The organism is Alkaliphilus transvaalensis ATCC 700919 (assembly GCF_000621485.1).
GTDB lineage: Bacteria > Bacillota > Clostridia > Peptostreptococcales > Natronincolaceae > Alkaliphilus > Alkaliphilus transvaalensis.
In genome coordinates this window covers 14,172-40,523 of sequence record NZ_JHYF01000021.1, presented here as the reverse complement: position 1 = coordinate 40,523, position 26,352 = coordinate 14,172, and the positions used below count along the sequence as shown (strand labels likewise).

Here is a 26,352-nt window from a genome sequence, read left to right as displayed (position 1 = left end):
ATTTTTTATCCTCAACATTTGCAGAAAAACATTTGGAATTTCAAAGAATTTTGTATTTGTTGAGGATAATGTAAACCTGATGATAATATAAAAAAGATTAGGAGGAATGCCCTTATGACAAATATAACTATTTTCAAAAATAATGATTTTGGTGAAGTAAGAACTTTAGAACATGAAGGAAAGACTCTTTTTTGTGGAAGTGATGTGGCTAAAGCCCTGGGATATGTGATTCCCAGTAAGGCTGTTAATACACACTGCAAAGGGGTTTCCAAAATGGAAGTACCTACGAATGGTGGTACTCAACAGATGCTTTTCATCCCGGAAGGAGATCTTTATCGCTTAATTGTAAACAGCAAGTTGCCATCAGCTGAGAAGTTTGAGCGTTGGGTGTTTGATGAAGTGATTCCAACTGTTAGAAAGCATGGGCTTTATGCTAAGGATGAATTACTCAACAACCCAGACTTATTTATATCAGCGCTAGAGGAACTAAAAGCTGAGAGGGAAAGAATCAAAAGGCTTGAACTTGAAAATGCCAAGAGTAAACAAATTATCGGAGAGCTTAAGCCAAAAGCTAGCTACTATGATTTGATTCTTCAAAACAAGAGTCTTATGCCTATCTCTCAGATTGCGAAGGACTATGGCATGTCAGGAAAAGCCTTCAATAAAATGCTTCATGAGCTGGGGGTTCAATATAAACAGGGAAATACCTGGTTATTGTATCAAGGTTATGCAGACCAAGGATACACCCAGTCAAGAACCTTTGCCATAGATGCTGAGAGAAGCAGGATGCATACCTACTGGACGCAGAAAGGACGCTTGTTCCTTTATGACTTGCTGAAAAATAAGAGAAACCTTCTACCGGTAATTGAAAGAAAGCAGAGCGCATAGGAGGTGTTCCAATTGGGGATAAGCAAATACAATGCGGAAGGGTACTATGACCCGACCGCATATGAGGGAGTGCGTAGAGCTGAAGAAAGTATGAAGGTGTTGAAGATAGTCTATCCAACAGGTTACATGGAAATCAATCTGGATTACTTTTTTCCATGCACTTTGGATAAGGCAAGAAAGGTATGTTCCCTTATCCATCGTTACTCAACTGAGTCAGATAAAGATAGATTGCAAAAGTACCTTCAGGGTAAGGAGAGGATGTATTACTCCAAAATGAGTAAATATGCCGACAAAGCTTCTTCTTATCCGGAAAACTCTAAGGAGCATCGAGAGTACCTTTCCAAGTTTAAAGAAGCGAGGCGATTGCACCAGCGCATCAAAAGGAACAGAGAGATATTTGAGATGGGGAGGGATAGTCGATGAGAATCCGATTGTGTACGGGTAACTCCCGTATGGATAAAAAGTGGAACCTAACAGAAATGGATCTAGATGAGTTTCGTGATCGGATAGCAACAACCAAAAGAACCGCTGAAACTGTGGCTCAATATAAAAAGCTTAGTAAGGCCAAGCAGGATGATATCAAGGATGTTGGTGGCTTTGTCCTGGGGACCTTAAAGAATGGGAGAAGGAAGAAAGATCATGTCCTCTCCCGTTCAGGGCTTTGTCTTGATATGGACTATGCTGAAACAGATATTATGGACCAGATTGAGATGTTCTTTTCCTTTAAGTGTTGGCTCTATTCTACACATAAGCACACTCCTGAAAAGCCAAGGCTGCGATTAATTATTCCGCTGACAAGGGAAGTTTCACCAGATGAATACTCTGCGGTAGCCAGAAAAGTTGCAGACGATATAGGGATTGAACTCTTTGATGACACTACCTATGAGCCAAGTAGATTGATGTATTGGCCATCAACATCTGCAGATGGTGAGTTTGTCTTTAAAGAAATCGAAGGAGAACTGCTTGATCCAGATACCATTCTTTCAAGGTATAAGAATTGGCGAGATTCCTCGGAGTGGCCTGTTTCCAAAAGACAGCATGCTGTAGTACAAAGGGAAGTAAAGAAACAAGCAGATCCTCTTGAAAAGCCGGGGACCATTGGAGCGTTTTGTAGAACCTACTCTGTGACAGAAGCCCTCGATACATTCCTAACGGATGTTTATAAGAAAAGTGCCATGCCGGAGCGCTATGACTATATCCCAGCTGATTCTCAAGCTGGAGTGGTGATTTACGATGACAAGTATGCCTATAGCCATCATGCAACAGACCCAGCTTGCGGTAAGCTTATGAACGCATTTGATGTGGTGAGGATACACCAATTTGGACATTTAGATGAACGTTCATCTGAAGGAACAGATCCTGTTAAGCTTCCCTCCTTTAAGGCTATGCAGGAATTTGCGGTAGCAGATGAAAAGGTGAAGGTGCAGCTGGCAGAAGAGCGGGATCAGCTGGTCAGAGAGGAATTTGAAGATGTCGATGAGGGTAATTGGCAAACTCTACTGGAGTTAGACAAGCAAGGGAAGGTCAAAGATACTCTTACGAATATCGTGCAGATTATCCGTCATGATGTAAATCTAAAGCCTATCGTCTATAACGAATTTAAAAGTATTCTAGATGTAGTAGGTGAGCTTCCTTGGAAACAGGTTAAATCCGGCTGGGGAGATGCAGATTTGGCCTGTGCCAAAGTGTATTTTGAAAGGGTATATGGTATTTGGTCACCTACCAAATTTAAGGATGCGTTATTGGCAGTTGCATCAGCGGAGCGAACCTACCATCCCATAAAGAATTACTTTGAAACCTTAGAGTGGGATGGTGTGGAAAGGCTTGATACAATTTTAATTGATTATCTTGGAGCAGAAGATACTGCTTTTGTAAGGGCTGTAACAAGAAAGACTCTATGTGCTGCGGTAGCCAGAGTATATGAGCCAGGTAAGAAGTTTGATTCTATCTTGGTTCTTAATGGACCACAAGGTATAGGCAAGTCTACAATCTTTTCAATACTGGGTAAAGAGTGGTATTCAGATAGTTTATCCATTGCAGATATGAAGGATAAGACTGCTGCCGAGAAGCTTCAAGGATACTGGATTCTTGAACTAGGGGAGCTTGCTGGTATTAAGAAAGTAGATGTTGAAACAGTCAAATCCTTTATTACAAGGACTGATGATAAATTCAGACAATCTTATGGTGTCAATGTTGAAAGTCATCCGAGAGCAAACATTATCGTTGGTTCGACAAATTCAGAAAGTGGCTTCCTCAGAGACATCACCGGTAATAGAAGATTTTGGCCAGTGTATGTGACAGGAAAAGGAAAGTACAACGCTTGGGATCTAAAGGATGTGGACCAGGTTTGGGCTGAAGCTATTGAACGCTATAAGGAAGGCGAAGAACTGTTCTTAAAAGGTGATGTGGCACTTCAGGCTTATGAAGCACAACAACAATCCATGGAAGCAGATGATAGGGAAGGGATTATCATCGAGTACCTTGAGAAGTTGCTACCGGAGGATTGGTCCAAGATGGATCTTTATCAGAGAAGGAGTTTCCTATCAGGCAGTGAGTTTGATGGTGGTGTGTCCACTGGAGTAGAGAAGCGAGACAAGGTGTGTATTATGGAAATTTGGTGCGAGTGCTTTGGTAAAGAAAGACAGAATCTTAAACGGACCGACTCCTATGAAATTGAAGGTATTTTGAACCGAATAGGTGGGTGGCAAAAACTCGATTCTAATAAAACAGGGAAAGCTTATTACCCCCTCTATGGTCCTCAAAAGACATTTATTAGAAAGAGTGGATAGGCACGAGGGCACGAGTTAGGCACATGCCCAGATTGCCTTGAAAATAGAAGGCACGGAGAAAGGCACAGCCAAGACGGTAGTAAAACTGGGTGCTAGGGTGGTGCTGTGCCTATCGTGCCTATAAAAAACTATGATGAGCATTAAGAGTATGGTAATTATAGGTAATAAGCACGTATATACACGTATACGCGCGTAAGGAGAAAAAGGGGATAGGCATGGCACGTGGGCAAGAGTAGAGAGGGGAGTTGGTCTTTTGCTAGAAAGTATGGTTGAGAGAAAGCTTGTAACTGAGGTAAAAAAGCGTGGAGGGTTGGCGGTTAAATTCGTATCACCCGGTCTAGCTGGGGTGCCGGACCGCTTGGTACTTTTCCCGGGTGGAAGGTTAGCATTTGTGGAATTAAAAGCACCTGGGAAGAAGATGAGACCGCTTCAAACAAAAAGAGCAAAGCAGTTGAGAGCATTAGGATTTAGGGTGTACTGCATTGATGATCCTAAAATGATTGGAGGTGTTTTAGATGAAATACAAACCTCATAATTATCAGGAATATGCTAGAGACTTTATTTTGAATCATCCCATCTGTTGTTTGATGTTGGATATGGGTTTAGGCAAGACGGTGGTAACCCTTACTGCCCTGTGGTTATTGGCACTGGACAGTTTTGATATCGGTAAGATTCTGGTGATTGCACCAAAACGGGTAGCTGAAGACACATGGCCAAAGGAACTGAAAAAATGGGAACATTTAACGGGACTAACACATTCACTGGTGTTAGGAAGTAAGAAGCAGAGAGAAGAAGCCCTAGAGAAAAAAGCTGCCATCTATATCATCAACAGAGAAAATGTTGCATGGCTTGTTGAAAACTATAAATGGGATTTTGACACTCTGGTAATCGATGAACTATCAAGCTTTAAATCTAATAAAGCTCAAAGGTTCAAAGCCCTGAAGAAAGTAAGACCGATAGTGCAAAGAGTCATCGGCTTAACGGGAACTCCGGCACCAAATTCACTATTGGACCTTTGGCCACAGATGTATCTTTTAGATAAGGGGGAAAGACTAGGAAGATTTATTGGAGGTTATCGTGATCGTTTTTTTAAACCTGATAAACGAAACAAAGAAATTATTTATTCTTACAAACCACGTGATGGAGCAGAAGAAAGTATCTACAGATTAATTAACGATATTTGTATTTCCATGAAAGCGGTAGATTTTCTTGATATGCCTGATAAGATCAGTAATCGAATTGAAGTGTCCATGGATAAGAAGGAAAAAGAACTGTATGAGGAATTCAAGCGAGACATGATTATAACACTTCAAGGTGAAGAAATAGATGCAATAAATGCAGCGGGGCTTTCAAATAAACTTTTACAAATGGCTAATGGAGCGGTTTATGGAGAAAACAAGAAGGTTGTTCCGATTCATGATAAAAAACTGGACGTTTTAGAGGATTTAATTGAAGCAGCAAACGGCAAACCTCTGTTGGTTGCTTATTGGTACAAGCATGATTTGGAGAGAATCTCAAAGCGTTTTGATGTGAGGACCATTCAAACTTCAAGGGACATTGATGATTGGAATGCAGGAGAAATCCCAGTGGCCCTAATTCATCCAGCATCTGCAGGACATGGACTAAACCTTCAAGAGGGTGGATCCACTGTCATTTGGTTTGGACTGACTTGGTCCTTGGAGCTCTATCAGCAACTTAATGCTAGGCTTTGGCGGCAAGGTCAAAAACATACGGTGGTAATTCAACATATCGTTACAAAAGATACCCATGATGAAGATGTGATGAAAGTACTAGAAAACAAGGATATGAAACAGTCCGCTTTAATTGCAGCTGTAAAAGCCAGAATTGGAGGGAGCTAATATGAGCGAAAGGATAGAGAAGATAATAAGAGATTACCCGCAACTGATTATGGAGCGGACATGTCTAGAGCATCAGCTTCGAAATTTTACTGGCATAACAGAAACAGAAATGATTGAGTCCATGTATTTTAATCATCCTGAAGGTGAACGTGTTCAAACCAGTGGAGTTTCTGAAAAGACCGCCAATATTGCCATAACCTATAAGGATAAAATGCAGAAGATGAATCAAGAATGGCAGGAGCATCTTGAAAAGAAATATGCCATTATTTCTGAGGAGATCATCTTCTTTGAATCGGCTATTGCAGCATTAAGCGGAAATTTATCAGAGTTTATATGGGATATGGTTATAGGTGGTTTAACCTGGGATGATCTTGCCTGCAAGTATCACATAAGCAGAACCATGGTAGCTAAATATCGTAAGAAAGCCATCCGCGAACTTGAAATCCTGTATGCCATTAACGAAAAGGAGATGGCAGAGTATATATTGAGTTGAGGTGATTGGATGTGTAAGCGAGGAGATGTCTATTTTGTAGACTTTGGAGATAATAAAAAATCTAAGAAACAATTAGGAGTCCGACCTGTAGTTATAGTCAGCAACAACAAAGCAAATATCCATTCACCAGTTATAACAATTGTACCGCTGACTTCTAGAATTAAAAAGAAATTCTTACCTACACATGTATATATACCAGCTTCATCTGGAAGCGGGTTGAAATCTCCTAGCGTGGCCCTTGCAGAACAAGTGGATAGCATTGATAAAAATAGATTACTAGAAAAACGGGGTAATATAGCTAGTAAAGCAATCATGAAGAAAATAACTAAAGCTATTCAGATTCAAATTGGGGCATTTGATAAATTTAATTAATAGCTTTATTTTGTCAAAATGGTTTACCAAAGGTGTACTAAAGGTGTACTGTAATGTCATTTCTTTTGCTATATAATTATAATTGCCAAGAAGTATAGAGAGTCTGGGTTCTCCCCTGGGCTCTTTTTCTATGGTCGGATGCGTCTTTCATCCTTTCACGCATCCGTACATATGAAAGGAGAGAAAACTATGCCTAGAAGGCCTAATATACCATGTAAGCATCCAGGCTGTAACAGACTTATTCCTGCCGGGTCCAAGTATTGTGAAGAACACACTATGCAACACCGATCCTATGCAAGGACCACTAAAGAGAAAGGTTATGATGGTCGGTGGAGAAAAGCGAGGGCTAGATACCTAAAGGCGCATCCACTTTGTGTGAAGTGTGTAGCGAAAGGGAAGTATCAGAAAGCTGCTGTAGTCGATCACATTGTTCCTCATAGAGGAAATAAAAAATTATTCTGGGATGAAAGTAACTGGCAGGCACTGTGCAAGTCCTGTCACGATAAAAAGACGATGACTGAAGATAGATACCAGGAGTTTAAGTACTAAATACCCCCCTAGGGGAGGTTGAATCTCTAGGGCCTTTTCAGACGGAGACCGCCGCCCCCTCTCGCGTGAAAAAACGCAGAATTAAATAGGGGGGATACCCCAAAAGGGCTTAAACGCCTACAAAAACTATAAGAAATAGCGAAACGACAAAGGTGATAGAGGTAGAATTATTTTGATAGTTACGCTAAAAGATTATCTTAAATGCTGTAAAACATCTGCTAAACGCAGAGTTTTGCGGCATTTTTTATGCAATTAATTAACGAAAGGATGTGAAGCAATGACAGATTTTCAAGCTAAACAAATACGGGAACTTCGAATGAGGGGTGTAGGATATCGTGCCATTGCTTCAGTTATCGGGCTTTCAAGAGATATTGTAAGAAATTATTGTAAAACCCATGGACTAGATGGTTTAGCTTCAGAGTTGACTATAAACATGAAGGAACAAATGCAGCAGGGGAAAGCTTGTCTTAGCTGTGGTAAAGAACTTAAACAGCCAGCTACAGGACGAAAGAGAAAGTTTTGCTCAGATAGTTGTAGACGCGAATGGTGGGCTGAGCATTCTGATAGCATTCAGCGCAAGGAAACAGCATTCTATGATAAAAATTGCGCCTATTGTGGTGACACCTTCACCGTCTATGGAAATAAGAACAGAAAGTATTGCAGCCACACCTGCTATGTACATGATAGGTTTTGGAGAAAGGAGGAAGGAAGAGCACCCTATGTTAGTCCTTCCAAAAGTGAGGAGGAGAAAAATGAGTCAAATGAAATGGAAATCGATACCTGTAGATGAACTGAAACCAGCAGAATATAATCCGAGGAAGAAGCTGAAAGCGGGAGATAAGGAATACGAGAAAATCAAAAATTCCATCCTTGAATTTGGATACGTTGAGCCTATCATTGTTAATTACGATATGACAGTAATTGGCGGGCATCAAAGGCTGACTGTCTTAAGGGATTTAGGCTATGAAGAAGTCCAGTGTGTTGTTGTAGAAATTGAAGATGAGAACAAAGTAAAAGCCCTTAATATCGCCCTTAATAAAATCACAGGTGCTTGGAATGAACAACTTCTTGCAGATTTACTTGTAGATTTACAGACTGCAGAATTCAATACTGATTTTACGGGCTTTGAAGCACCAGAGATAGAACAACTCTTTTCTAAAGTTCATAACAAAGATATCAAAGAAGATGATTTTGATGTAGATGAAGCGTTGAAGAAACCCACGATGACAATAAAGGGTGACGTTTGGTTACTAGGAAGGCATAGAGTCATCTGTGGTGATTCAACTTTACCAGAAACCTATACAGCTTTAATGGACGGGAATAAGGCCAACATTGTCGTGACAGACCCTCCTTACAATGTGAATGTGGAAGAAACTGCAGGCAAGATTCAAAACGATAATATGCCTGATGCAGACTTTTACAAATTTCTATTTTCAGCCTTTGTGAATATGGAGCAAAGTATGGAGACAGACGCTTCCATATATGTGTTCCATGCGGATACCCAAGGGCTTAATTTTAGAAAAGCCTTCACAGATGCAGGTTTTTATCTATCAGGCTGCTGCATCTGGAAGAAGAACTCACTGGTGCTGGGGCGTTCTCCTTATCAATGGCAGCATGAACCATGTCTTTTTGGATGGAAGAAGGGCGGTAGGCATCAATGGTATTCGGACAGAAAGCAGACCACCATTTGGGAATATGATCGACCAAGATCATCTAAAGAACACCCAACTATGAAGCCAGTGGCATTAATGGCCTATCCGATTAAAAATTCTTCTATGAGCAATTGCATTGTTTTAGACCCATTTCTAGGAAGTGGATCTACCCTTATAGCCTGTGAACAAACTGGACGTATTTGCTACGGAATAGAACTGGATGAGAAGTTTGCAGATGTAATTGTTAATCGATTCATTGAAACTACCGGGGACTCGTCGAATGTATTTTTATTAAGAGATGGGAAGAGATTTACTTATGCTGAGATTTATAAAACCTTAGAGAAAGAATCCCATTAGATATCACAGAATGCTTGACTTATATACCTTTTAGAGTGATGTATGTAGTACCAAAAATAAAGGAGGTATAAGTCAATGCAAATTAAAACTAAATGTAAAAATCGAAAAGAGCTGGTCAGCAAAATCGGAGAGTTTCTAAACGAGAAACCATCCTATGTTGGCCCCCCGAGCTTCGCTTATAAAGTTGGGGATATCACCATTGACCGAGATGGTTTGGTTATCTGTGAATCAGAGATGGAAGGTGAAAGGATGAGAGCGCATTTAGAGGAACTTGGATATGTAGAAACTGAACTAGAGAGCCTGGAGGTCAGCGTACCCATAGAGGATATGGAAGGACTAGGGCTTCAGAATTTAATATTCATGCTACGAAGCAAACAATATTTATTAAACCGAATTGTAGGAAGAGAACATTTTTTTGTCCATGATGACTTCATTAAAACCTTGCAGACCAATTTGCCTGAAAGTAAGGAAGCCATAATTGAGATTCTTCAGGTAGAAGGTACTGAAGTTATATCAGGCCTGAGGGTTGAGGATGATAAAGTGACCTTCAGCTTTCCAGCATCTGAAAATCCAGAAAAGAATCGAGCCTATGTTGAATTGGTTGCCATGATGGTTGCCCATGCAAGAGAAGCGAAGCGAATAAGCCCAAAAGCCAGCGAACCTGAAAATGAAAAATACTACCTTCGGGTATGGCTGGTCAGGATTGGCCTAGGAGGCAAAGGCGCAAAGGGCTCAAGGAAAGCCCTACTTGAAGGCTTAAAAGGGCACACAGCCTTCCGTACTCCTGAGGATGCAGAGAAACACAAAGCTAGACTCCTTGAGAAAAAAGAAGGTGATGGACATGAGCAATAGACCGAGAGCCTTGTTTGGGAGAAAGCTTAATGACCTGAAGGAACTAAAGGAAGCTACCTTCTACGCAAATAAAAACAGCCAGCAAGGAAGTTTTTACAAGGTGACTAAAGAAGTACTTTTAAATGATGAAGAGTTCAAGGAGTTCTCAAAAGATTTTTTTCAAGAACAACCTTGGATTGAAAAGTCTGATGGGGGATCCAATGAAAATGGAGAAATCAGATGTATCCGGGTAATCAATACTGATACCGGGGAGCGAGTCCTAATCAATAATGAAGGCTATGATTATTGCCGATATACTGCCCTAGAAGAATAGAAAATATATGCGTTTTATATGCACATTTAGCTTGCTATTACCTGTGTTTAGAGTGATATATAGTACTACCAAAACGGTTAAAACACAGGTGATAGAAAGGATGAGAGCTAGATGAAAAAGCAAACCTTCGGAATTGAAATTGAACTAACGGGGATTACGAGAGAACAGGCAGGTCAGGTCATTGCAGACTACTTTGGAACAAGAAACATCTACGTAGGGGGATCCTACAGGACCTATGAGGTTAAGGATACCAAAGGTAGAACCTGGAAGTCCATGTATGACTCAAGCATTGTTCCTCAAAAGAAAAAGGGAAGAAGCAGAGTTTCAGCCGGTGATGAATACAAAACAGAGGTGGTTAGCCCAATTCTCACCTACGAGGATATAGAAGATCTGCAGGAACTGGTTAGGCAGCTAAGACGCAAGGGCGCCATTGTAAACAACTCCTGCGGGATACATGTCCATGTTGGAGCAGAACGCTTTACCCCTCAAACCTTAAGAAACATTGTCAACATCATCGCCAGTAAGGAAGACATCCTTTATAAGGCGCTTAAGATAGACCGAGGAAGAATCCGGTACTGCAAGAAAACCAATGAGAAGCTACTGGAAACCATAAACAAGAAAAAGCCAAAAACCATGAGCGAGCTTTCAGACATTTGGTACGCGGAGGATCCCTACGGAAGAGATAGACATTATAACGCCACCAGATATTATGGACTCAACTTACACGCTACCTTTACCAAGGGCACTGTAGAATTTAGGCTTTTCAACTCCACGACCCATGCAGGCGAGATAAAGGCATACATTCAGTTTTGCCTGGCAGTGAGCCACCAAGCCCTAAGTCAGAAGAAAGCATCCGCCAGAAGAACGATGACGGACAACGAGAAATACACATTCAGATGTTGGATGCTAAGACTTGGCCTTATCGGGGAGGAGTTCAAAACCTGCAGGCTCCATTTTCTAAAATACCTTGAAGGGAACTCTGCATTCAGACAGGTAGCATGAAATGAATAGCCACAGGCTCACCGGGGCGGGAGAACCGCCCCTAAGGTGGTAGTAGGGTTCCCTAAGCGGCTGAAAAGCCGACACAGGCCAAGCTGGCGGGGAAGAATGGCCCTTGAAGAAAGGATGAAAAGAAATGAAAACAAAACTGTATATCGCCTACGGCAGTAACATGGATGAAGGTCAAATGGCCTTCAGGTGTCCGAAGGCCAAACTTAAAGGTGTGTCAGAAGTAAAAGACTGCAGGCTTATCTTCAAAGGTTCTAAGACAGGTGCCTATGCTACCATTGAAAAAGCAAAAGGGCAGAAGGTGCCAGTGGTTCTTTGGGAGATTGAACCGACAGACGAACATAACCTTGACCGTTATGAAGGCTTCCCAACCTTCTACTACAAGCAGTGGTTGGAGTTAGACCTTGATGGAGAGAAGATTCAAGGCATGGTCTACATGATGGATCATGACAGGAAGCTAGGACAGCCCAGTTACCATTACTATAAAACCCTTGAAGATGCTTATGAGAAATTTGGTTTTGACAAGGCCATCTTAGAAAAAGCACTGGAGGATTCTTCGGTAGAGGGGGATGAAGATGTTAATTAGAAAAGAAATCCTAGAGAGATTAAGGAAACAGTACCCACCAGGAACCAGAGTAGAGCTCATAAAAATGAATGATCAGCAAGCACCACCCACTGGAACACAGGGAACTGTAATCGGTGTAGATGATATAGGAAGCATTATGGTTTCTTGGGATAATGGTAGTAACCTTAGTGTTGTTTACGGCGAGGACAGCTGCAGAAAGGTTGAGGAGTAAAAACACAGATTTAAACCAAGTGAAAGACTTCTACTGAGGTCTTTTTTCCTGTTATAAGCCAATGAGAGGAGGTGGAACTTATGGCACAGAGAGGAAGAAAACCAAAACCAACAGCCCTTAAAGAGTTAGAGGGAAACCCAGGGAAAAGACCACTTAATACAAATGAACCTAAACCGCCAAAGAAAGCTCCCCGCTGTCCTTCATGGCTAGAGGCAGAAGCTAAAAAAGAATGGAGGCGTATGGGTAAAATACTGGAGCAGATGGGTATTTTAACGGAGATGGACATGGCGGCATTTGCAGGATATTGTCAGGCTTATGCAAGGTGGAAGGAAGCAGAAGAATTTATTACCCAGCATGGCACTATGATACGAACACCTAACGGTTATTTGCAGCAGGTGCCACAGGTTTCCATCGCCCAGACTAATCTTAAAATAATGTTGAAGTTCTGTGAACAGTTTGGACTTACACCATCTGCAAGAAGTCGAATTGCAGCGGGAGAAGGATCGGTAGAGCCAACAGATGAAATGGAGAAGCTATTAAGGGGTGATATTTAATGAGTTTTAAATATACCCCATCACCCTTTATGCTTGAAACGTCTCATTATGATAAAGCAAAGGCCGATAGGGCAGTTGCGTTTATAGAAAACCTAAAACACACCAAAGGGAAGTGGGCAGGGAAGAATTTTCTCTTATTGCCATGGCAGGAGCAGATTATAAGAGATATATTTGGCATTGTAGATTCACAGGGAAGACGTCAGTTTAGAACAGCTTATGTTGAGATACCAAAGAAACAGGGTAAATCTGAACTTGCAGCAGCAATTGCCCTTTATCTCTTGTATGCTGATAATGAGCCTAGCGCAGAGGTTTATGGTGCTGCTTGTGACAGATCACAGGCCTCTATTGTATTTGATGTGGCCAAGCAGATGGTTCAGATGTCACCAGCATTACTTAAGCGTTCAAAAATAACCGCCGCTACAAAGCGGATAGTTAACTATTCTAATACAGGGTTTTATCAAGTTCTATCTGCGGAAACCGCCACAAAGCATGGACTTAATGTATCGGGACTTGTATTTGATGAAATTCATGCCCAGCCTAATAGAAAGCTTTATGATGTTCTGACAAAGGGTTCTGGCGATGCCAGAGAACAACCCCTGTTTTTTATTATTACAACCGCTGGAACCGATAAAAACAGCATTTGCTATGAGCTGCACAGCAAAGCCCTTGATATAAAAGCAGGGAGAAAGAAAGACCACTCTTTTTATCCAATAGTTTATGGTTTGACAGAAGAAGATGATTGGAATGATGAAGCAAACTGGTATAAGTCTAACCCTTCGCTTGGGCATACGATATCCATTGACCGGGTTAGGGAAGCATACAAAAATGCCTTAGAGAATCCAGCCGAAGAGAATGTGTTTAAACAGCTAAGGCTTAATATGTGGACATCGGCAACTGTATGTTGGATACCCGACCATATTTATGATCGAGGAAATCTTTCTATTGATATAGATTTACTTAAAGGAAGAGAGTGCTATGGAGGACTAGACCTTTCAAGCACATCTGATATAACTGCTTTTGTTCTTGTATTCCCACCCAGAACTGAAGACGAGAAGTACATCGTCTTGCCTTTTTTCTGGTTACCGGAGGACACCTTAGAGCTAAGATGCAGAAGGGACCACGTTTTATATGATGTTTGGGAAAAACAGGGCTATATTCAAACGACAGAGGGAAATGTTATTCATTATGGTTTCATAGAAAAATTTATTGAGAGTTTGGGAGAGAAGTACCACGTAAGAGAAATTGCATTTGATAGATGGAATGCTACTCAAATGGTTCAAAACCTAGAGGATATGGGGTTTACAGTTGTTCCCTTCGGTCAAGGGTATAAAGATATGTCGCCACCGAGTAAAGAACTATATAAACTTTTAATGGGAGGGTCTATAAACCATGGTGGACATCCAGTCCTTAAGTGGATGGCACAAAATGTGGTCATGAGGCAAGACCCCGCAGGAAACATTAAGCCGGACAAGGAAAAATCTGTGGAGAAAATAGATGGTATAGTTGCCACCATTATGGCCCTAGATAGATGCATTAGAAATAAAGATGATGGGGGTAGCGTTTATGATGAAAGGGGTCTTATCAGTTTTTAATGATAGATAAAATACAAGTCAGGAGGTGATAACATTTGAAAATACCAATCTTATCTAAAATCTTTAACTCAAGAGCAGACCCAAAGAACAGCATGTGGGAGAGTACCTATGCTTTTTTCTTTGGCCCTACGAGTAGTGGAAAACATGTGGATGAAAGGACAGCAATGCAAACTTCTGCGGTGTATGCCTGTGTAAGAATTCTAGCAGAGACACTTGCATCACTACCTCTTCATACCTACATCCGAACTGAAAGGGGAAAGGAAAAAGCAATAGATCACCCTCTATATAACCTTTTACATGATTCACCTAATGATGAGATGACTTCATTTGTGTTCAGAGAAACACTGATGGGTCATCTTTTATTATGGGGAAATGCTTATGCCCAAGTCATCAGAGATGGTAGAGGAAAAGTTATAGCGTTATACCCACTAATGCCGGAAAAGATGGAGGTTAAGCGAAGCGAGGGTGGTGAGATTTATTATAGCTATCAAAAGAATGATGAAGAACACATTCTAAGAAACTTTGAAGTACTTCACATTCCAGGACTTGGCTTTGATGGTTTAGTGGGACACTCGCCTATTGCTATGGCAAAACAAGCCATTGGAATGGCTATTGCAACAGAGGAATATGGTGCTACCTACTTCAAAAATGGAGCAAATCCCGGTGGAGTTTTAGAACATCCGGGTATTTTAAAGGACCCTACAAAGGTACGGGATAGTTGGAACAGTGTCTATGGTGGCAGTAACAATGCTAATCGAGTGGCTGTCTTGGAGGAGGGACTTTCCTTTAAACCAATAACTATTCCACCGGAGCAGAGTCAGTTTCTTCAGACGAGGAAGTTTCAACTTAATGAAATTGCCAGGATATTTCGTATTCCTCCCCATATGATTGGAGATCTAGAAAAGTCCAGTTTCTCAAACATCGAGCAGCAAAGCCTTGAGTTTGTAAAATACACTTTAACCCCTTGGCTTTCTCGATGGGAGATGGCTATGAAAAAGACATTGTTATCACCTACGGAAAAAAAGGATTATTTCTTTAAACTCAATGTGGAAGGGCTCCTTCGAGGCGATTATAAGACAAGAATGGAAGGTTATAGCATCGGGATTCAAAACGGGTTTTTAAGTCCTAATGATGTACGGGAACTGGAAAACTTAAATCGTATCGAGCATGGAGATGTCTATGCAGTTAATGGTAATATGCTAAAACTTGAGGACATTGGAGCCTACGCTAAAAAGGACTCAATTGAGAAAGGAAGTGAGGAGTAGATGAAGTTTTGGAACTTTGTAAGCACAGAAGAAGGGAGAACCCTTTATTTAGACGGCTACATCGCCCAAGAGAGCTGGTTTGATGATGATGTGACACCTAAGACATTTAAAGCAGAACTTGAAGCTGAAATTGGAGATATAACCCTTTGGATCAATTCCCCTGGGGGAGACTGTTTTGCGGCTTCTCAAATATATACCATGCTAAAAGAATATGAAGGTAAGGTTACCGTAAAAATTGATGGTATTGCCGCCAGTGCAGCATCGGTCATTGCTATGGCAGGTAATGAAGTTTTAATGTCACCAACTGCCATGCTGATGATCCATAATCCGGCCACTATTGTATGGGGTGAAGTTTCTGATATGAAGCGGGGGATTGAGATTTTATCAGAGGTAAAAGAAAGTATCATAAATGCTTATGAAAATAAGACGGGTCTTTCAAGAAGTAAGATTGCTGCCATGATGGATAAGGAAACCTGGATGAGTGCTGGAAAGGCCTTAGAGCTTGGGTTCTGTGATGAAGTGCTGTATACAGAAGAAAAGATACCAGAGGCTGTCATAAATGGTTTTCTCTTTGACAAAATGACGGTGACTAACCACTTTTTAGGGCGATTAAATAAATCAAAATCACAAACCCAAAATGGAGCAAAGCAAAAAGAGGAAGGAACAGATTACAATCAACTGGCAAAAAGGCTCGAACTTATTAAATAAATGGAGGGATTTAGATGAGTAAAATATTAGAACTAAGAGAAAAACGTGCAAAAGTGTGGGATCAGGCTAAGGCTTTCTTAGACGAAAAGCGGGGTGATAATGGTCTTTTGTCGCCTCAAGACACTGCTACCTATGAAAAGATGGAAGCAGAAGTGGTAGCACTTGGGAAAGAAGTAGAGAGACTTGAAAGACAAGCAGCCCTTGATTTAGAGCTATCAAAGGCTACAACCAATGCAATTAGGAATACACCAGATAATAATTATTCACCAGAAAAAACAGGTAGAGCCTCAAGGGAATATGAAAGTGCCTTCTGGAATGCTATGAGGCGACAAACAACTGAATCGGTAAGAAACTCACTAAGAATTGGGGAAGATTCAGAAGGTGGATACCTTGCACCAGATGAGTTTGAAAGAACTTTAATTGAAGCACTAGAAGAAGAAAACCTTATGAGAAGTCTGGCTAAGATTATCAAAACTTCTTCTGGGGATCGCAAAATTCCAGTTGTAGCATCTAAAGGAACTGCATCTTGGGTAGATGAGGAAGGTCCAATTCCAGAGTCTGATGATAGCTTTGGCATTATGTCTATTGGGGCATATAAGCTGGCTACTATGATTAAGGTTTCAGAAGAACTTCTACAAGACAGTGTCTTTAACCTTGGAACCTATATCGCAAAAGAGTTTGCTAGACGAATCGGGCAAAGGGAAGAAGAGGCCTTTATTATTGGTGATGGAAATGGAAAGCCAACAGGACTATTTGGAAGTGCCCAGCTAGGTCACACTACGACTGCAGCTGCTTTAAAGTTTGATGACTTGATGGACCTCTTTTATTCCCTAAAGTCACCATATAGAAAGAAAGCCACTTTCATTACCAATGATGCTACCATTAAAGAGATTCGAAAACTAAAAGACGGAAACGGACAGTATTTATGGCAGCCATCTGTACAAGCAGGTCAACCAGATACTATTCTCAACCGTCCAGTGAAGACATCTGCTTACGTTCCACTAATTGAAGCAGGGGCAAAACCTATCGCCTTTGGAGATATCTCCTATTATTGGATTGCAGATAGGCAAGGTAGAAGTTTCCAAAGATTAAACGAGCTCTATGCAGCAACAGGACAAGTAGGGTTTAAAGCAACACAGCGAGTGGATGGAAAACTTATTCTTCCAGAAGCAGTAAAAACCTTACAAATGAAAGCGTAGGTGACTCCTGATGAGTAATGTAAAGAATTATACAGAGCAGGGCGGAGAAAGAACAATCATTGAAGGTGAGCTTGTAATCATTGATGGTGGCAAGCTCATTTTTAATGGGCAGGAATTAAAGCCGGCAAGTCTTCAAGCAAATAGTAACGCTGAAGATGTAGCAGGGATTGTGGCTGATTTTAATGCCCTTCTTTCCAAGTTAAAAGCTGCAGGACTGATGAAGTAGAAAGGTAGGTGAGGGTATGATCCCTTTAGAAGAAGTGAAACTTTATCTAAGAGTTGAAGGTGATGAGGAAAATGCCCTCATCTCTTCCTTTATAGAAATCGCTAGAAATATTTGTGAAGATATTTTAAGATATCCACTTTCAGAATTGGAAGAAGTCCCAGTATTAGTAAAACAAGCTATGCTTTACTGCATCGCCAATATGTATGAAAAAAGAGAAGGGACTCATCACTACATGAAAAATGAAAGTGGAGGAATTTTAGAAACCATCAATATGATGAAACTCATGTTAAATAGCCTTAGAAAAGAAAGCTGGTGATGCTATGGAAATTGGTGCTTTAAGACATAGGATTACCTTTCAAAAAAAGACAATAGCCATTAACCATAATGGTTTTGAAATAGAAACTTGGGAGGATGTAAAATCGATATGGTCAGCTGCCAGCAATCTTCATGGCAGGGAGTTTTATGAAGCCGCACAGGTTAAGGCAGAGCATACTGTAAAATTCACCTTCCGATACCTAAAAGGAATTGACCCTTCTATGGAGATTCGTTTTAATGGAAAACGCTATAACATCATTGCCATCGATAATATCAAATATAAAAATAGGTTTATAGAGGTTAGAGCCCAGGAGGTGATGCCAAGTGGCTAAGATGGAAATTGAAGGGATACAAGAGCTACTGGATGAACTTCAAAGACTAGGAGAACAAAGTAAGCGTATTGAAAATAAGGCCCTAAGGGAAGCGGGAAGTGTAGTTGAAGAAGCCATAAAGAATGAAACACCTGTCCGTTCAGGTACTCTTAAGAAAAGCATCAAAACCTCTGGTGTAAAAACCAAAGATGGAATGAAACATGTGGAAGTTGGACCAGGGAATGACGCATTTTATAGTAGATTCGTGGAATTTGGCACAGTGAAGTTGAAGGCCAATCCCTTTATGGGTAGAGGCTATGAAAAATCCAAAAATGAAGCTATGAATAAGATATCAGAAGAAATTAGAAAGGGGCTGGGGCTATGAGTCTAAATAAAGATATTCTAACAGCTCTTAGTCCTTTAAATATTCCAGTAGCTTATCAAACTTATAGCGGAAAAGCTGAAACCTACATCACCTTCTTTACCTATTTAGAGAAGTCAGAGCTCTATGCTGATGATGAAGAAAAAATAGCAGGACATTATATTCAACTAGATCTATGGACAAAGTCAGATTTTACGGATCTAGTATCAGAGGTGCATTCATGCATGAAACAAGCAGGATTTATTAAACTGAATTTTTATGACCTTTATGAAAAGGATTTAAAAGTGTATCACAAAGTGATGCGATATCGAAGGGAGGAGAAGTAAATGGCTCAAGTAGGACTTAAAGATTTACACTTTGCTGTTTTAGAAGAAGATACAAGGGAAGGCGTGCTTTATGGTGAAATTAAACCTTTAGCTGGCGCCATGAATGCCACCATTAACCCTACAGTCAATACTCAGGAACTTTATGCAGATGATCAGCTATGGGAGTCTGTATCAGCCCTTGGAAAGATTGATGTTGAAGTTGAAACCGCAGATATTCCACTAAGCGTTAGAGGAAAGCTTACAGGTAGTGAGGTTAAGGATGGGGTTTTAATTGAAAAGGCCACTGATAAGCCACCCCATGTGGCACTAGGCTTTAAAAGTCAAAAATCAGATGGGAAATATAGATATGTTTGGCTCTTAAAAGGTGTGGCCCAACCTATGGCAGAGGACTATTCGACAAAAAAAGACAATGTGGAACATAAAACACCGAGGCTAAAGTTTGTTTTTATGCCAAGGGCCTATGACGGAGAGTGGAAAAGAACTGCCGATGAAGGAACACCAGAGTTTACCGGAGCTGAAAGTTGGTTTCAGAAAGTACCAGGAGATGCGTTGGATGAAGGTAACGGTGAAGAACCAGATGGTGGACTTGGTGAATAGAGAGGAGGATAATCGGTGCAGATTACTTTAAAAATAGATGGGAAGAACAAAACATTTGTAACAGATTTTATTTCAGCAAGAATGGTGAGAAGGACCATTGAGGTCTCTAAAGGGATTAATTTTAATGATATGAGTCCAGAGGAACTGGATCAGATGGTGGGATTTGTTGTGGAACTTTTTAGTAATAAATTTACCATCGATGATGTTTATGACGGTCTATCTTCAAAAGAGCTGATTCCAACTATGATGAATTGTATCAATGAAGTTGTAGGGGGAATGAGTGAAGCTACAGCAGGTGATGAAAAAAACGAATAGAGGGGAATTTCATGGATCCCCAAGATTTTATTGATGAGTTTTATTTGGCTCTTTTAGATAAAGGGTGGAAGCTTCATGAGATAGATAATATGGACATCATCTATTATCTAAAGCTTCTTAAACGGAAGATTGCTACGGAGCAAACCTATATTGATGAAATTCTATAACACCTTTAATAGGTGTATTTTTTATGCCCAAAGGAGGTGAGGGATATGGCAGACATCGGTCAACTTAATGTCAGGGTAGGTCTTGACTCTACTGGATTTCAAAACGGTATTGGAAAGCTTAATCAGGAGATGAAGAAAGTTCAATCGGAGTTTAAGCTTGCAAGTACTGAACTTGGGAAACACGGTAGTGAGCTTGACAAACTAAGAACTAAATCGGATTCCCTAACCAAACAAAAAGAACTCCAAAGACAAAAAGTAGAGGCTTTAGAAAAGGCACATCAAAAGTCGGTAGAAACCAAAGGAAAAGATGCCAAAGCTACTGGGGATTTAGAAATAAAACTAAATCAAGCTAGGACAAGTCTCGTTCAGATGGAGCAGGACCTAACTAGCATTAATAGACAAATCGAAGTCCAATCCTCCAGTTGGTACAAGCTTGGCAAAAGCCTAGAGCCAATCGGTCAGTCTATGCAGGACATCGGTAAGAAGATGGAGAGCGTAGGAAAGGATCTAACGAAGAAAGTCACCCTACCTATTGTGGGTATTGGAGCTGCAGCTGTTAAGATAGGTTCAGACTTCCAAGCAGAAATGAGTAAAGTTCAAGCCATCTCAGGAGCAACAGGGGATGATCTCCAAAAGCTAACTGATAAAGCAAAAGAGATGGGAGCAAGTACAAAGTTCAGTGCTAGTGAATCTGTCCAAGCTCTAAATTATATGGCGATGGCTGGATGGGATACCAATCAGATGCTAGATGGCTTGGACGGAGTTATGATGCTTGCTGCTGCAAGTGGTGAAAATCTAGCTACAGTTTCAGACATTGTAACCGATGCCCTCACTGCCTTTGGGATGAAGGCCTCTGACGCTGGTGGTTTTGCAGACCTACTTGCTAGTGCCTCAAGTAATGCTAATACCAACGTAGGTATGTTAGGGGAGTCCTTTAAATATGTGGCACCTCTCTTTGGTTCCCTAGGCTACTCAGCTGAAGATGCCGCTCTAGCTCTAGGCCTTATGGCTAATGCAGGTATTAAGGGAAGTCAAGCAGGTACAACCTTAAGAGGAGCTATAACAAGACTTAGCCAACCTACAGGAGAAACAAGTAAAATAATAAGTCAGTTAGGCTTAGAAATGACGGATGCCCAAGGGAATATGCTTCCCTTTAAAGATGTAATGGATCAACTAAGAGGCTCCTTTGGAAACCTTACCCAAGAGCAACAGGCCCAATATGCAGCTACTCTATTTGGCAAAGAGGCCATGAGTGGGATGCTGGCGGTTATTAATGCCACTGATGAGGATTATAAAAAGCTTACGGATGCTACGAGAGAATATAGTGGTGCTGCCGGTGAAATGGCAGACATCATGCAGGACAATCTTCAGGGGCAACTTACCATTTTAAAATCACAGATAGAAGGTGTAGCCATTGAGATCTTTGAAATACTAGTTCCTCACCTTCAAACTTTGGTAGAAGGACTTCAAAGGGCGGTGGAGTGGTTTTCTAATCTTAGTCCTGCTACACAAGAAACCATTGTAAAAGTAGCGGCACTAGCTGCAGCATTAGGACCTGTGTTAATTATTGGAGGAAAAATTGTTGCAGGAGCAGGAGCCATCATTGGAGCCTTCTCTAAGATTTCATTAGCCATTGCAGGAAAAACCGCAGCTGTTGGAGGGGCCTCTGCTGCTGCAGGTGGATTGGTTGCTATAAAAGGGGTACTAGCTGCTGCCTTTACAGCCTTAACTGGCCCGATTGGGATTGCCGTTGCAGCTATTGTTGGAATTACCGCAGTAGGTGTAGCTCTCTATAAAAACTGGGATACCATCAAAGAGAAGGCGGGAGAACTGAAAGACGCCATCTCCGAAAGATGGAGCAATATTAAAGAAAGTACAGCTGAGGCTTGGGAGAATGTGAAACAAGGGATCGGTGAAAGATGGTCTAGCATCAAAGAAAGTACCAGTGAAAGTTTAGCTTCCATGAGAGAATCTATCCGTAATGGATGGGACAATGTAAAAACCGCCACAGCTGAAAGATGGCAGTCTATCCGTGGAAACATTTCAGAGAGATGGGGTAATATCAAGGATAACACTTCACAGACCCTAGGAAATATTAGGGAAAATATAAGTTCCAGTTGGGATAACGTAAAGAATAGAACTAGTGGAACGTGGGATTTTTTAAAGACTAACACAGCTTCAGCTTGGAGCAACATCAAAGGACGTATAGAGGAAAATGGTGGAGGCATTAGAGGTGTTATTGTCACCTATACCGAAGGCTATAAGTCTGTATGGAGTACAGCACTAAACACCATGGATAGCATTACAGGTGGAAAGTTTTCAGCCATGGCAGATAAAGTTTCTAATGCCTTTTCAAAGGTTAGAGATGCTATTCAAAATGGGATTAATAGACTTCGTGAATGGAATAATCAGAGGGTGGAAAACAAAGAAGCAACTTTCACCAATCGTATAAAAAATATTACAGAAAACATCGTTAGTACAATCACAGCACCTTTTAAGAAGAACTTCTCAGGGACATCCTTCTTTCAAGGAGGACTTACAATGGTAGGGGAACTCGGGCCCGAGCTTATAGAACTTCCTAGAGGAAGTAAGATTTATAACGACTATCAGACCAATCAAATCATGGGGCAAAAGGATAGAGATAAGGGTGGCGGTCTTACCCTTAATATCGATAAATTTGTAAATAACAGTGAAAAAGATATTGAACAGCTTGCTTATGAGCTTGAGTTCTATCGTCAAAGGATGTCTTTAGGAAAGGGGAGAGGTTAATGTTAAGTTTTACATTTGGTGGCAAGAACAGTTATGAAGATTACGGGATAGTTATTGCCAAAAGACCTAATCTGCCCTCTCCTAAAAGAAGGGTTTCATATATCGAAACCCCTGGAAGAAACTCAAGTGTACGTTATGACGAAAAAACCTATGAGGATATTACTCTCTTAATAGAGTGTGGAGTGAAGTCAATAGGAGATTTGATAAATCAGATGGATGAGATTAAAGCTTGGCTTTTTAACACAGGAGAAAGTGATTTAATTTTTAGTTTTGCTCCGAATAAAAAATACATTGCTCAAGTGGTAAATGCCATTGATTTTACGCAAGCTTTTAAATATACCTCGAGGTTTCCTGTAGTTTTTAATTGTAGACCCTTTAAATATGCTAGCCATAACCAAGAAGTAACAATAACAAATCCTACGACTTTTATGAATAACCCTGGCAGTATTGAAAGTGAACCAATTCTAAAGGTCTATGGGGAGGGAGATATAACCCTCAAGATTAATGACAATGAAATAAATTTAATAGATATAAGAGGAAAGATTATTTTAAACTCAACACTAGAAGACTGCTATAATGATGCATTTGAAAATTTAAATCACAAAATGGTAGGTATTTTCCCATTGCTAAAGGTAGGGCAGAATCAGATCCAGTTCACAGGCAATGTTAATAAACTTGAAATTTTGCCTAACTGGAGGTGGTTGTAGTGATTATTGTTTATGATAAACGTAACGTTGGCTTGGAAAACTTCGAAAGTAACGGTCTAGGGATATTAAACGAATGTATAAAGGCGGAAACTACGGAAGAATTAAATGGGGAGTACAGCCTTTATTTAGAGTATCCAGCAGACCTGCAAAAAGCAAAACACTTGATGGAATTTAATATTATAAAGGCAGACAATCAGCTTTTTAGAATTTATAAGGTAGAGAGGGAACAGGAAACGACTAGAAAAATCAAAGTTTGGGCGAGGCATATTTCTTATGACCTTGCTTTTTATTTTATAGAAGCCGTAAACCTTATCAATGCCAATATGAAAGAAGCTTTGGAAGGCATGATTCCTCCTGAAGCACAAGCTATATTTTCCTTCAAAGCACCGGAGAAAAATATATACCCTGTTCGCTTTAGAAACTTTAATGCCTTAGAAGGTGTATTTAGACTTCTTGAAATTTATGGTGGAGAACTGATAAGGGATAATTATCATGTAGAAGTAGTAGAAGAACGTGGAAGAGAAACTGGAGTTTCAGTTAAGTATGGAAAGAACTTGAAGGGTCTTAAAGCAATTATCGACACTTCGGAGTTTGCTACTAGAATTTATCCGATGGGAGAAAACGATTTAATTCTTCCAGAAAGATATGTTGAAGCCGACAGCTCTGTTATAAATTTACTACCCTATCCCGTTACTAGAAAAGTGGAGTTCTCTGGTGTAAAGGATCAAGATGAGTTAAGGGAACTAGCTAATGAATATATAAAGAAGATTTCCAATCCATTCGTCAATGTGAAAGTAGATTTTCTAGAACTAAGTAAAACAGATGAATATTCAGCCTATCATAAGCTTATCAAACTTGAGCTTGGCGACACCGTAAAAGTGGAGCATGAAAGGTTAGGAATACATGCAAAGTTAAGGGTTATAAAGATTGTAAAGGATCTTCTTCAGCCTATTCACACAATAATAGAACTGGGAAACTCTCTTAATACCATCGTCAATCAGTTGGATTTTAGCCATCTTGTTCAAAGGTTAGAAAGTCGAATTGAGGGTAGTCAAAATGCAGTCATACTAAAGAAAAATTCAGATGCTTTAACGATTACATCCACATCTTTTTATGCAGCTATAGCTGTAGGGATATCTGCTCTTGCTGATACTAACTTAACTTGCAACCTTTTAATCCATGCTAGTGCTTCGGATGATTTAACATTGTATATGAAATTCTCGCTGGATGGGAATTATTATGAGTTTCAGCCAAATCAACATGTAGCTAGAGGGGAAAATGTCATTAGCCTTACCATACCAATGCCACAAGTGACAGCAGGGCAGCATGCTTTTGTAGTAGAACTTCAAACATCAAATGGGGTACTTAACATAGATAAGAATAACCTTCAAGTAATGATTGAGGGGAGACACTTAGAGGGGGGACTTAGTCCAAGTCTACCTCGAGCAGAAGTAATGCAGTTCATCCTCTACTCTTTATTTTCAAATAAAATAAAAAGCTATAAAAGTGGACTAGAAGAAACGGTTACTTTGGAAGCAAAACCTCCAGAAATGAATTTCTTTTCTCAGAGCACAACTTATGAAGAAATGCTTCAAAGAAAGGCAATTGATTTAGATACTATAACAGAAATAAATATGAAGATTATAGGCATTAGTCAGATAGCCGATGAATCTTTCTTTTATAATCTAATTTGTGATGAATGGATAAAACACTTCAGTGAATTTCAAGAGATAACACCTGGGATATGGGGAACAGATCAGTACATTACTATCCAAGAAAAAAGGCCAGTAACTATAGGAAGTAGTGGAGAGGCGATTGGTGGAGGCGTTTTATTTACTGTGAATTTTTCTGATCCAAACCTATACAGAGAACTTATTGATTTTGAACTAGAAGTTAGTGAGGGTTAAGGGGTGAAGTGACTATATGGCAAATAAAGAAAGTTTTGAACAGGAGGAACTGAGATATTCCTTTACGGGCGATTGGATTAGAACTAATCAAAGAGCCTATGAAGGGAATTTTTCTTATGGTAGTAAAGTCATATCCCATAACCAACAGAGCAATGCCTACCTTACTGTAACAACAGATTATGTTGAGTTTTATTGGTTTGTTAGTTCAGAAAGTGGATATGACTGGTTTGAATTTTATATTGATGGAATAAGGGAAATCAGAGAATCAGGCACTAATAATACTTGGACGAAGTTTTCAAAAGGACTACCAAAGGGAGAGCACACCTTTAGGTGGAGATATACAAAAGATGGTTCAGTAGATCGTGGAGATGACAGGGCATATATTGATTGTTTGGTGATTAATTTAGGAGAACACAGATATTTAATAGTCGACAGTGGCTATGTAAAAATATGGAGCAATGAAGATAATTGCTTTCAGACCCTCATGGTAGAAGATGAAATTAATGGAGAGTTAGTTGATGTAACACCTGATAACTTATCAGAAGATTTGATTCTCAGTTTTGGTATGGAGGAATTGCCGAGAAGTAAAGCTGGCCTTAATGACTTAAAGCCTAAAATTCTTTATTATACAAATGATGAGGACATTGTAAGTGATAGAGAAAATCTTAAATTAAAAATTACAGAGACAGTAAGTAGTTTACCTAAAATTGCAGTAGAAGATATAGGGAGAGAGCTTCAAGAAAAGATTAGTTCTATAAATATAGAAGATGTCGTTACTGGGCTAGGGGATTTACAGTATGCGCTAAGTAAGGATAGAAGTTCTTGGTTTGTATATGATATTGAAAATATGAAATGGGAGCAAGTAGATATTTCAAGTGATATTGATTTTGCTGAAAAAGGAATGAGGAAACTTGATTTTAGCTTTATTGGGGAAGAAAATTATGAAGAATTATTTAATAAAAATGACTATCTCTATTTAGCCTTTAGATTTTTCAAAAGTGAACTTACTGATGAGTCTAAGTTTAAAGCTGTAAGGGTCAATTATGTATCTTCCATAGAAATGACAGTTTGAGAGGGGGAGAG

At 40.1% G+C, this 26,352-nt stretch carries 32 protein-coding genes; all 32 read left to right on the top strand.

Annotated elements, in window-relative coordinates:
• Window positions 1-114 precede the first annotated feature (114 nt).
• The 32 genes from T335_RS0114510 (at window position 115) to T335_RS0114355 (ending at window position 26,341) form a co-directional block, all read left to right on the top strand.
• Window positions 115-888, top strand: a complete 774-nt coding sequence (locus tag T335_RS0114510) for a phage antirepressor (RefSeq protein ID WP_026478189.1) — start codon at window positions 115-117, stop codon at window positions 886-888.
• A 12-nt stretch (window positions 889-900) separates the two neighbouring features.
• Window positions 901-1,311 carry a hypothetical protein gene (locus tag T335_RS0114505; RefSeq protein WP_026478188.1) on the top strand — a complete coding sequence of 137 codons (411 nt, stop codon included), beginning with the start codon at window positions 901-903 and terminating at the stop codon, window positions 1,309-1,311.
• The gene (locus tag T335_RS0114500) at window positions 1,308-3,677 is read left to right on the top strand and encodes a virulence-associated E family protein (RefSeq protein ID WP_026478187.1); all 2,370 of its coding nucleotides are present in this window, start codon (window positions 1,308-1,310) and stop codon (window positions 3,675-3,677) included. The genes T335_RS0114505 and T335_RS0114500 overlap by 4 nt, the downstream gene beginning before the upstream one ends.
• A 253-nt stretch (window positions 3,678-3,930) precedes the next feature.
• Entirely contained in the window at window positions 3,931-4,212 is a 282-nt protein-coding gene (locus T335_RS0114495; RefSeq protein WP_026478186.1) for a VRR-NUC domain-containing protein, read from the top strand.
• Window positions 4,193-5,536, top strand: a complete 1,344-nt coding sequence (locus T335_RS0114490; RefSeq protein WP_026478185.1) for a DEAD/DEAH box helicase — start codon at window positions 4,193-4,195, stop codon at window positions 5,534-5,536. Before T335_RS0114495 ends, T335_RS0114490 begins: the two co-directional genes overlap by 20 nt.
• Window position 5,537: 1 nt before the next feature.
• On the top strand, window positions 5,538-6,029 hold the full coding sequence (locus tag T335_RS0114485; RefSeq protein ID WP_026478184.1) for a hypothetical protein: 492 nt from the start codon (window positions 5,538-5,540) through the stop codon (window positions 6,027-6,029).
• A 9-nt stretch (window positions 6,030-6,038) separates the two neighbouring features.
• Window positions 6,039-6,401 (top strand): type II toxin-antitoxin system PemK/MazF family toxin, encoded by a 363-nt coding sequence (locus T335_RS0114480; RefSeq protein WP_026478183.1) that lies wholly within the window; start codon window positions 6,039-6,041, stop codon window positions 6,399-6,401.
• Window positions 6,402-6,539: 138 nt separating this feature from the next.
• Entirely contained in the window at window positions 6,540-6,950 is a 411-nt protein-coding gene (locus tag T335_RS22955) for an HNH endonuclease (RefSeq protein ID WP_334291174.1), read from the top strand.
• 277 nt (window positions 6,951-7,227) lie between these two features.
• Window positions 7,228-7,740 (top strand): hypothetical protein, encoded by a 513-nt coding sequence (locus tag T335_RS20880; RefSeq protein WP_051569340.1) that lies wholly within the window; start codon window positions 7,228-7,230, stop codon window positions 7,738-7,740.
• Complete coding sequence (locus T335_RS0114465) at window positions 7,703-8,959, top strand: site-specific DNA-methyltransferase (protein WP_330371245.1); 1,257 nt, start codon at window positions 7,703-7,705, stop codon at window positions 8,957-8,959. Before T335_RS20880 ends, T335_RS0114465 begins: the two co-directional genes overlap by 38 nt.
• 249 nt (window positions 8,960-9,208) lie before the next feature.
• The gene (locus T335_RS20875) at window positions 9,209-9,811 is read left to right on the top strand and encodes a phage terminase small subunit P27 family (RefSeq protein WP_242837307.1); all 603 of its coding nucleotides are present in this window, start codon (window positions 9,209-9,211) and stop codon (window positions 9,809-9,811) included.
• Window positions 9,801-10,124 (top strand): DUF6329 domain-containing protein, encoded by a 324-nt coding sequence (locus T335_RS0114455; RefSeq protein ID WP_034328623.1) that lies wholly within the window; start codon window positions 9,801-9,803, stop codon window positions 10,122-10,124. Before T335_RS20875 ends, T335_RS0114455 begins: the two co-directional genes overlap by 11 nt.
• Before the next feature lie 111 nt (window positions 10,125-10,235).
• Window positions 10,236-11,126: an amidoligase family protein gene (locus T335_RS0114450; RefSeq protein ID WP_026478179.1), complete on the top strand. Its 891-nt coding sequence runs from the start codon at window positions 10,236-10,238 to the stop codon at window positions 11,124-11,126.
• 133 nt (window positions 11,127-11,259) lie between these two features.
• Window positions 11,260-11,718 (top strand): gamma-glutamylcyclotransferase family protein, encoded by a 459-nt coding sequence (locus T335_RS0114445; RefSeq protein WP_026478178.1) that lies wholly within the window; start codon window positions 11,260-11,262, stop codon window positions 11,716-11,718.
• The gene (locus T335_RS0114440) at window positions 11,708-11,929 is read left to right on the top strand and encodes a DUF4314 domain-containing protein (protein WP_026478177.1); all 222 of its coding nucleotides are present in this window, start codon (window positions 11,708-11,710) and stop codon (window positions 11,927-11,929) included. Before T335_RS0114445 ends, T335_RS0114440 begins: the two co-directional genes overlap by 11 nt.
• An 80-nt stretch (window positions 11,930-12,009) precedes the next feature.
• Window positions 12,010-12,483, top strand: coding sequence for a phage terminase small subunit P27 family (locus tag T335_RS0114435; protein ID WP_026478176.1), 474 nt, complete (start codon window positions 12,010-12,012; stop codon window positions 12,481-12,483).
• Window positions 12,483-14,075: a terminase large subunit gene (locus T335_RS0114430; protein WP_026478175.1), complete on the top strand. Its 1,593-nt coding sequence runs from the start codon at window positions 12,483-12,485 to the stop codon at window positions 14,073-14,075. The genes T335_RS0114435 and T335_RS0114430 overlap by 1 nt, the downstream gene beginning before the upstream one ends.
• 35 nt (window positions 14,076-14,110) lie before the next feature.
• Window positions 14,111-15,340 (top strand): phage portal protein, encoded by a 1,230-nt coding sequence (locus T335_RS0114425; RefSeq protein ID WP_026478174.1) that lies wholly within the window; start codon window positions 14,111-14,113, stop codon window positions 15,338-15,340.
• On the top strand, window positions 15,341-16,048 hold the full coding sequence (locus T335_RS0114420) for a head maturation protease, ClpP-related (protein WP_026478173.1): 708 nt from the start codon (window positions 15,341-15,343) through the stop codon (window positions 16,046-16,048).
• A 14-nt stretch (window positions 16,049-16,062) separates the two neighbouring features.
• Entirely contained in the window at window positions 16,063-17,247 is a 1,185-nt protein-coding gene (locus tag T335_RS0114415; RefSeq protein WP_026478172.1) for a phage major capsid protein, read from the top strand.
• A 10-nt stretch (window positions 17,248-17,257) separates the two neighbouring features.
• Window positions 17,258-17,473 carry a Head fiber protein gene (locus T335_RS0114410; protein WP_026478171.1) on the top strand — a complete coding sequence of 72 codons (216 nt, stop codon included), beginning with the start codon at window positions 17,258-17,260 and terminating at the stop codon, window positions 17,471-17,473.
• Between the two features lie 16 nt (window positions 17,474-17,489).
• A complete protein-coding gene (locus T335_RS0114405) occupies window positions 17,490-17,789 on the top strand; it encodes a head-tail connector protein (protein ID WP_026478170.1) in 300 nt (99 codons plus the stop codon).
• 4 nt (window positions 17,790-17,793) lie between these two features.
• A complete protein-coding gene (locus T335_RS0114400; protein WP_026478169.1) occupies window positions 17,794-18,120 on the top strand; it encodes a phage head closure protein in 327 nt (108 codons plus the stop codon).
• Window position 18,121: 1 nt separating this feature from the next.
• Window positions 18,122-18,484, top strand: a complete 363-nt coding sequence (locus tag T335_RS0114395; protein ID WP_242837308.1) for an HK97-gp10 family putative phage morphogenesis protein — start codon at window positions 18,122-18,124, stop codon at window positions 18,482-18,484.
• Window positions 18,481-18,807: a hypothetical protein gene (locus T335_RS0114390; protein ID WP_026478167.1), complete on the top strand. Its 327-nt coding sequence runs from the start codon at window positions 18,481-18,483 to the stop codon at window positions 18,805-18,807. The genes T335_RS0114395 and T335_RS0114390 overlap by 4 nt, the downstream gene beginning before the upstream one ends.
• A complete protein-coding gene (locus T335_RS0114385; RefSeq protein WP_026478166.1) occupies window positions 18,808-19,404 on the top strand; it encodes a major tail protein in 597 nt (198 codons plus the stop codon). It abuts the gene before it with no gap.
• Between the two features lie 15 nt (window positions 19,405-19,419).
• A complete protein-coding gene (gene gpG, locus T335_RS0114380) occupies window positions 19,420-19,719 on the top strand; it encodes a phage tail assembly chaperone G (RefSeq protein WP_026478165.1) in 300 nt (99 codons plus the stop codon).
• An 11-nt stretch (window positions 19,720-19,730) separates the two neighbouring features.
• Window positions 19,731-19,886, top strand: coding sequence for a hypothetical protein (locus T335_RS22520; RefSeq protein ID WP_169735938.1), 156 nt, complete (start codon window positions 19,731-19,733; stop codon window positions 19,884-19,886).
• A gap of 45 nt (window positions 19,887-19,931) precedes the next feature.
• Window positions 19,932-22,655, top strand: coding sequence for a phage tail tape measure protein (locus tag T335_RS22045; RefSeq protein WP_084281393.1), 2,724 nt, complete (start codon window positions 19,932-19,934; stop codon window positions 22,653-22,655).
• Window positions 22,655-23,362, top strand: a complete 708-nt coding sequence (locus T335_RS0114365; RefSeq protein ID WP_026478164.1) for a distal tail protein Dit — start codon at window positions 22,655-22,657, stop codon at window positions 23,360-23,362. The genes T335_RS22045 and T335_RS0114365 overlap by 1 nt, the downstream gene beginning before the upstream one ends.
• The gene (locus T335_RS20865) at window positions 23,362-25,269 is read left to right on the top strand and encodes a phage tail spike protein (RefSeq protein ID WP_051569339.1); all 1,908 of its coding nucleotides are present in this window, start codon (window positions 23,362-23,364) and stop codon (window positions 25,267-25,269) included. Before T335_RS0114365 ends, T335_RS20865 begins: the two co-directional genes overlap by 1 nt.
• 16 nt (window positions 25,270-25,285) lie before the next feature.
• A complete protein-coding gene (locus T335_RS0114355) occupies window positions 25,286-26,341 on the top strand; it encodes a hypothetical protein (RefSeq protein ID WP_026478163.1) in 1,056 nt (351 codons plus the stop codon).
• The last annotated feature ends 11 nt before the right edge of the window (window positions 26,342-26,352 follow it).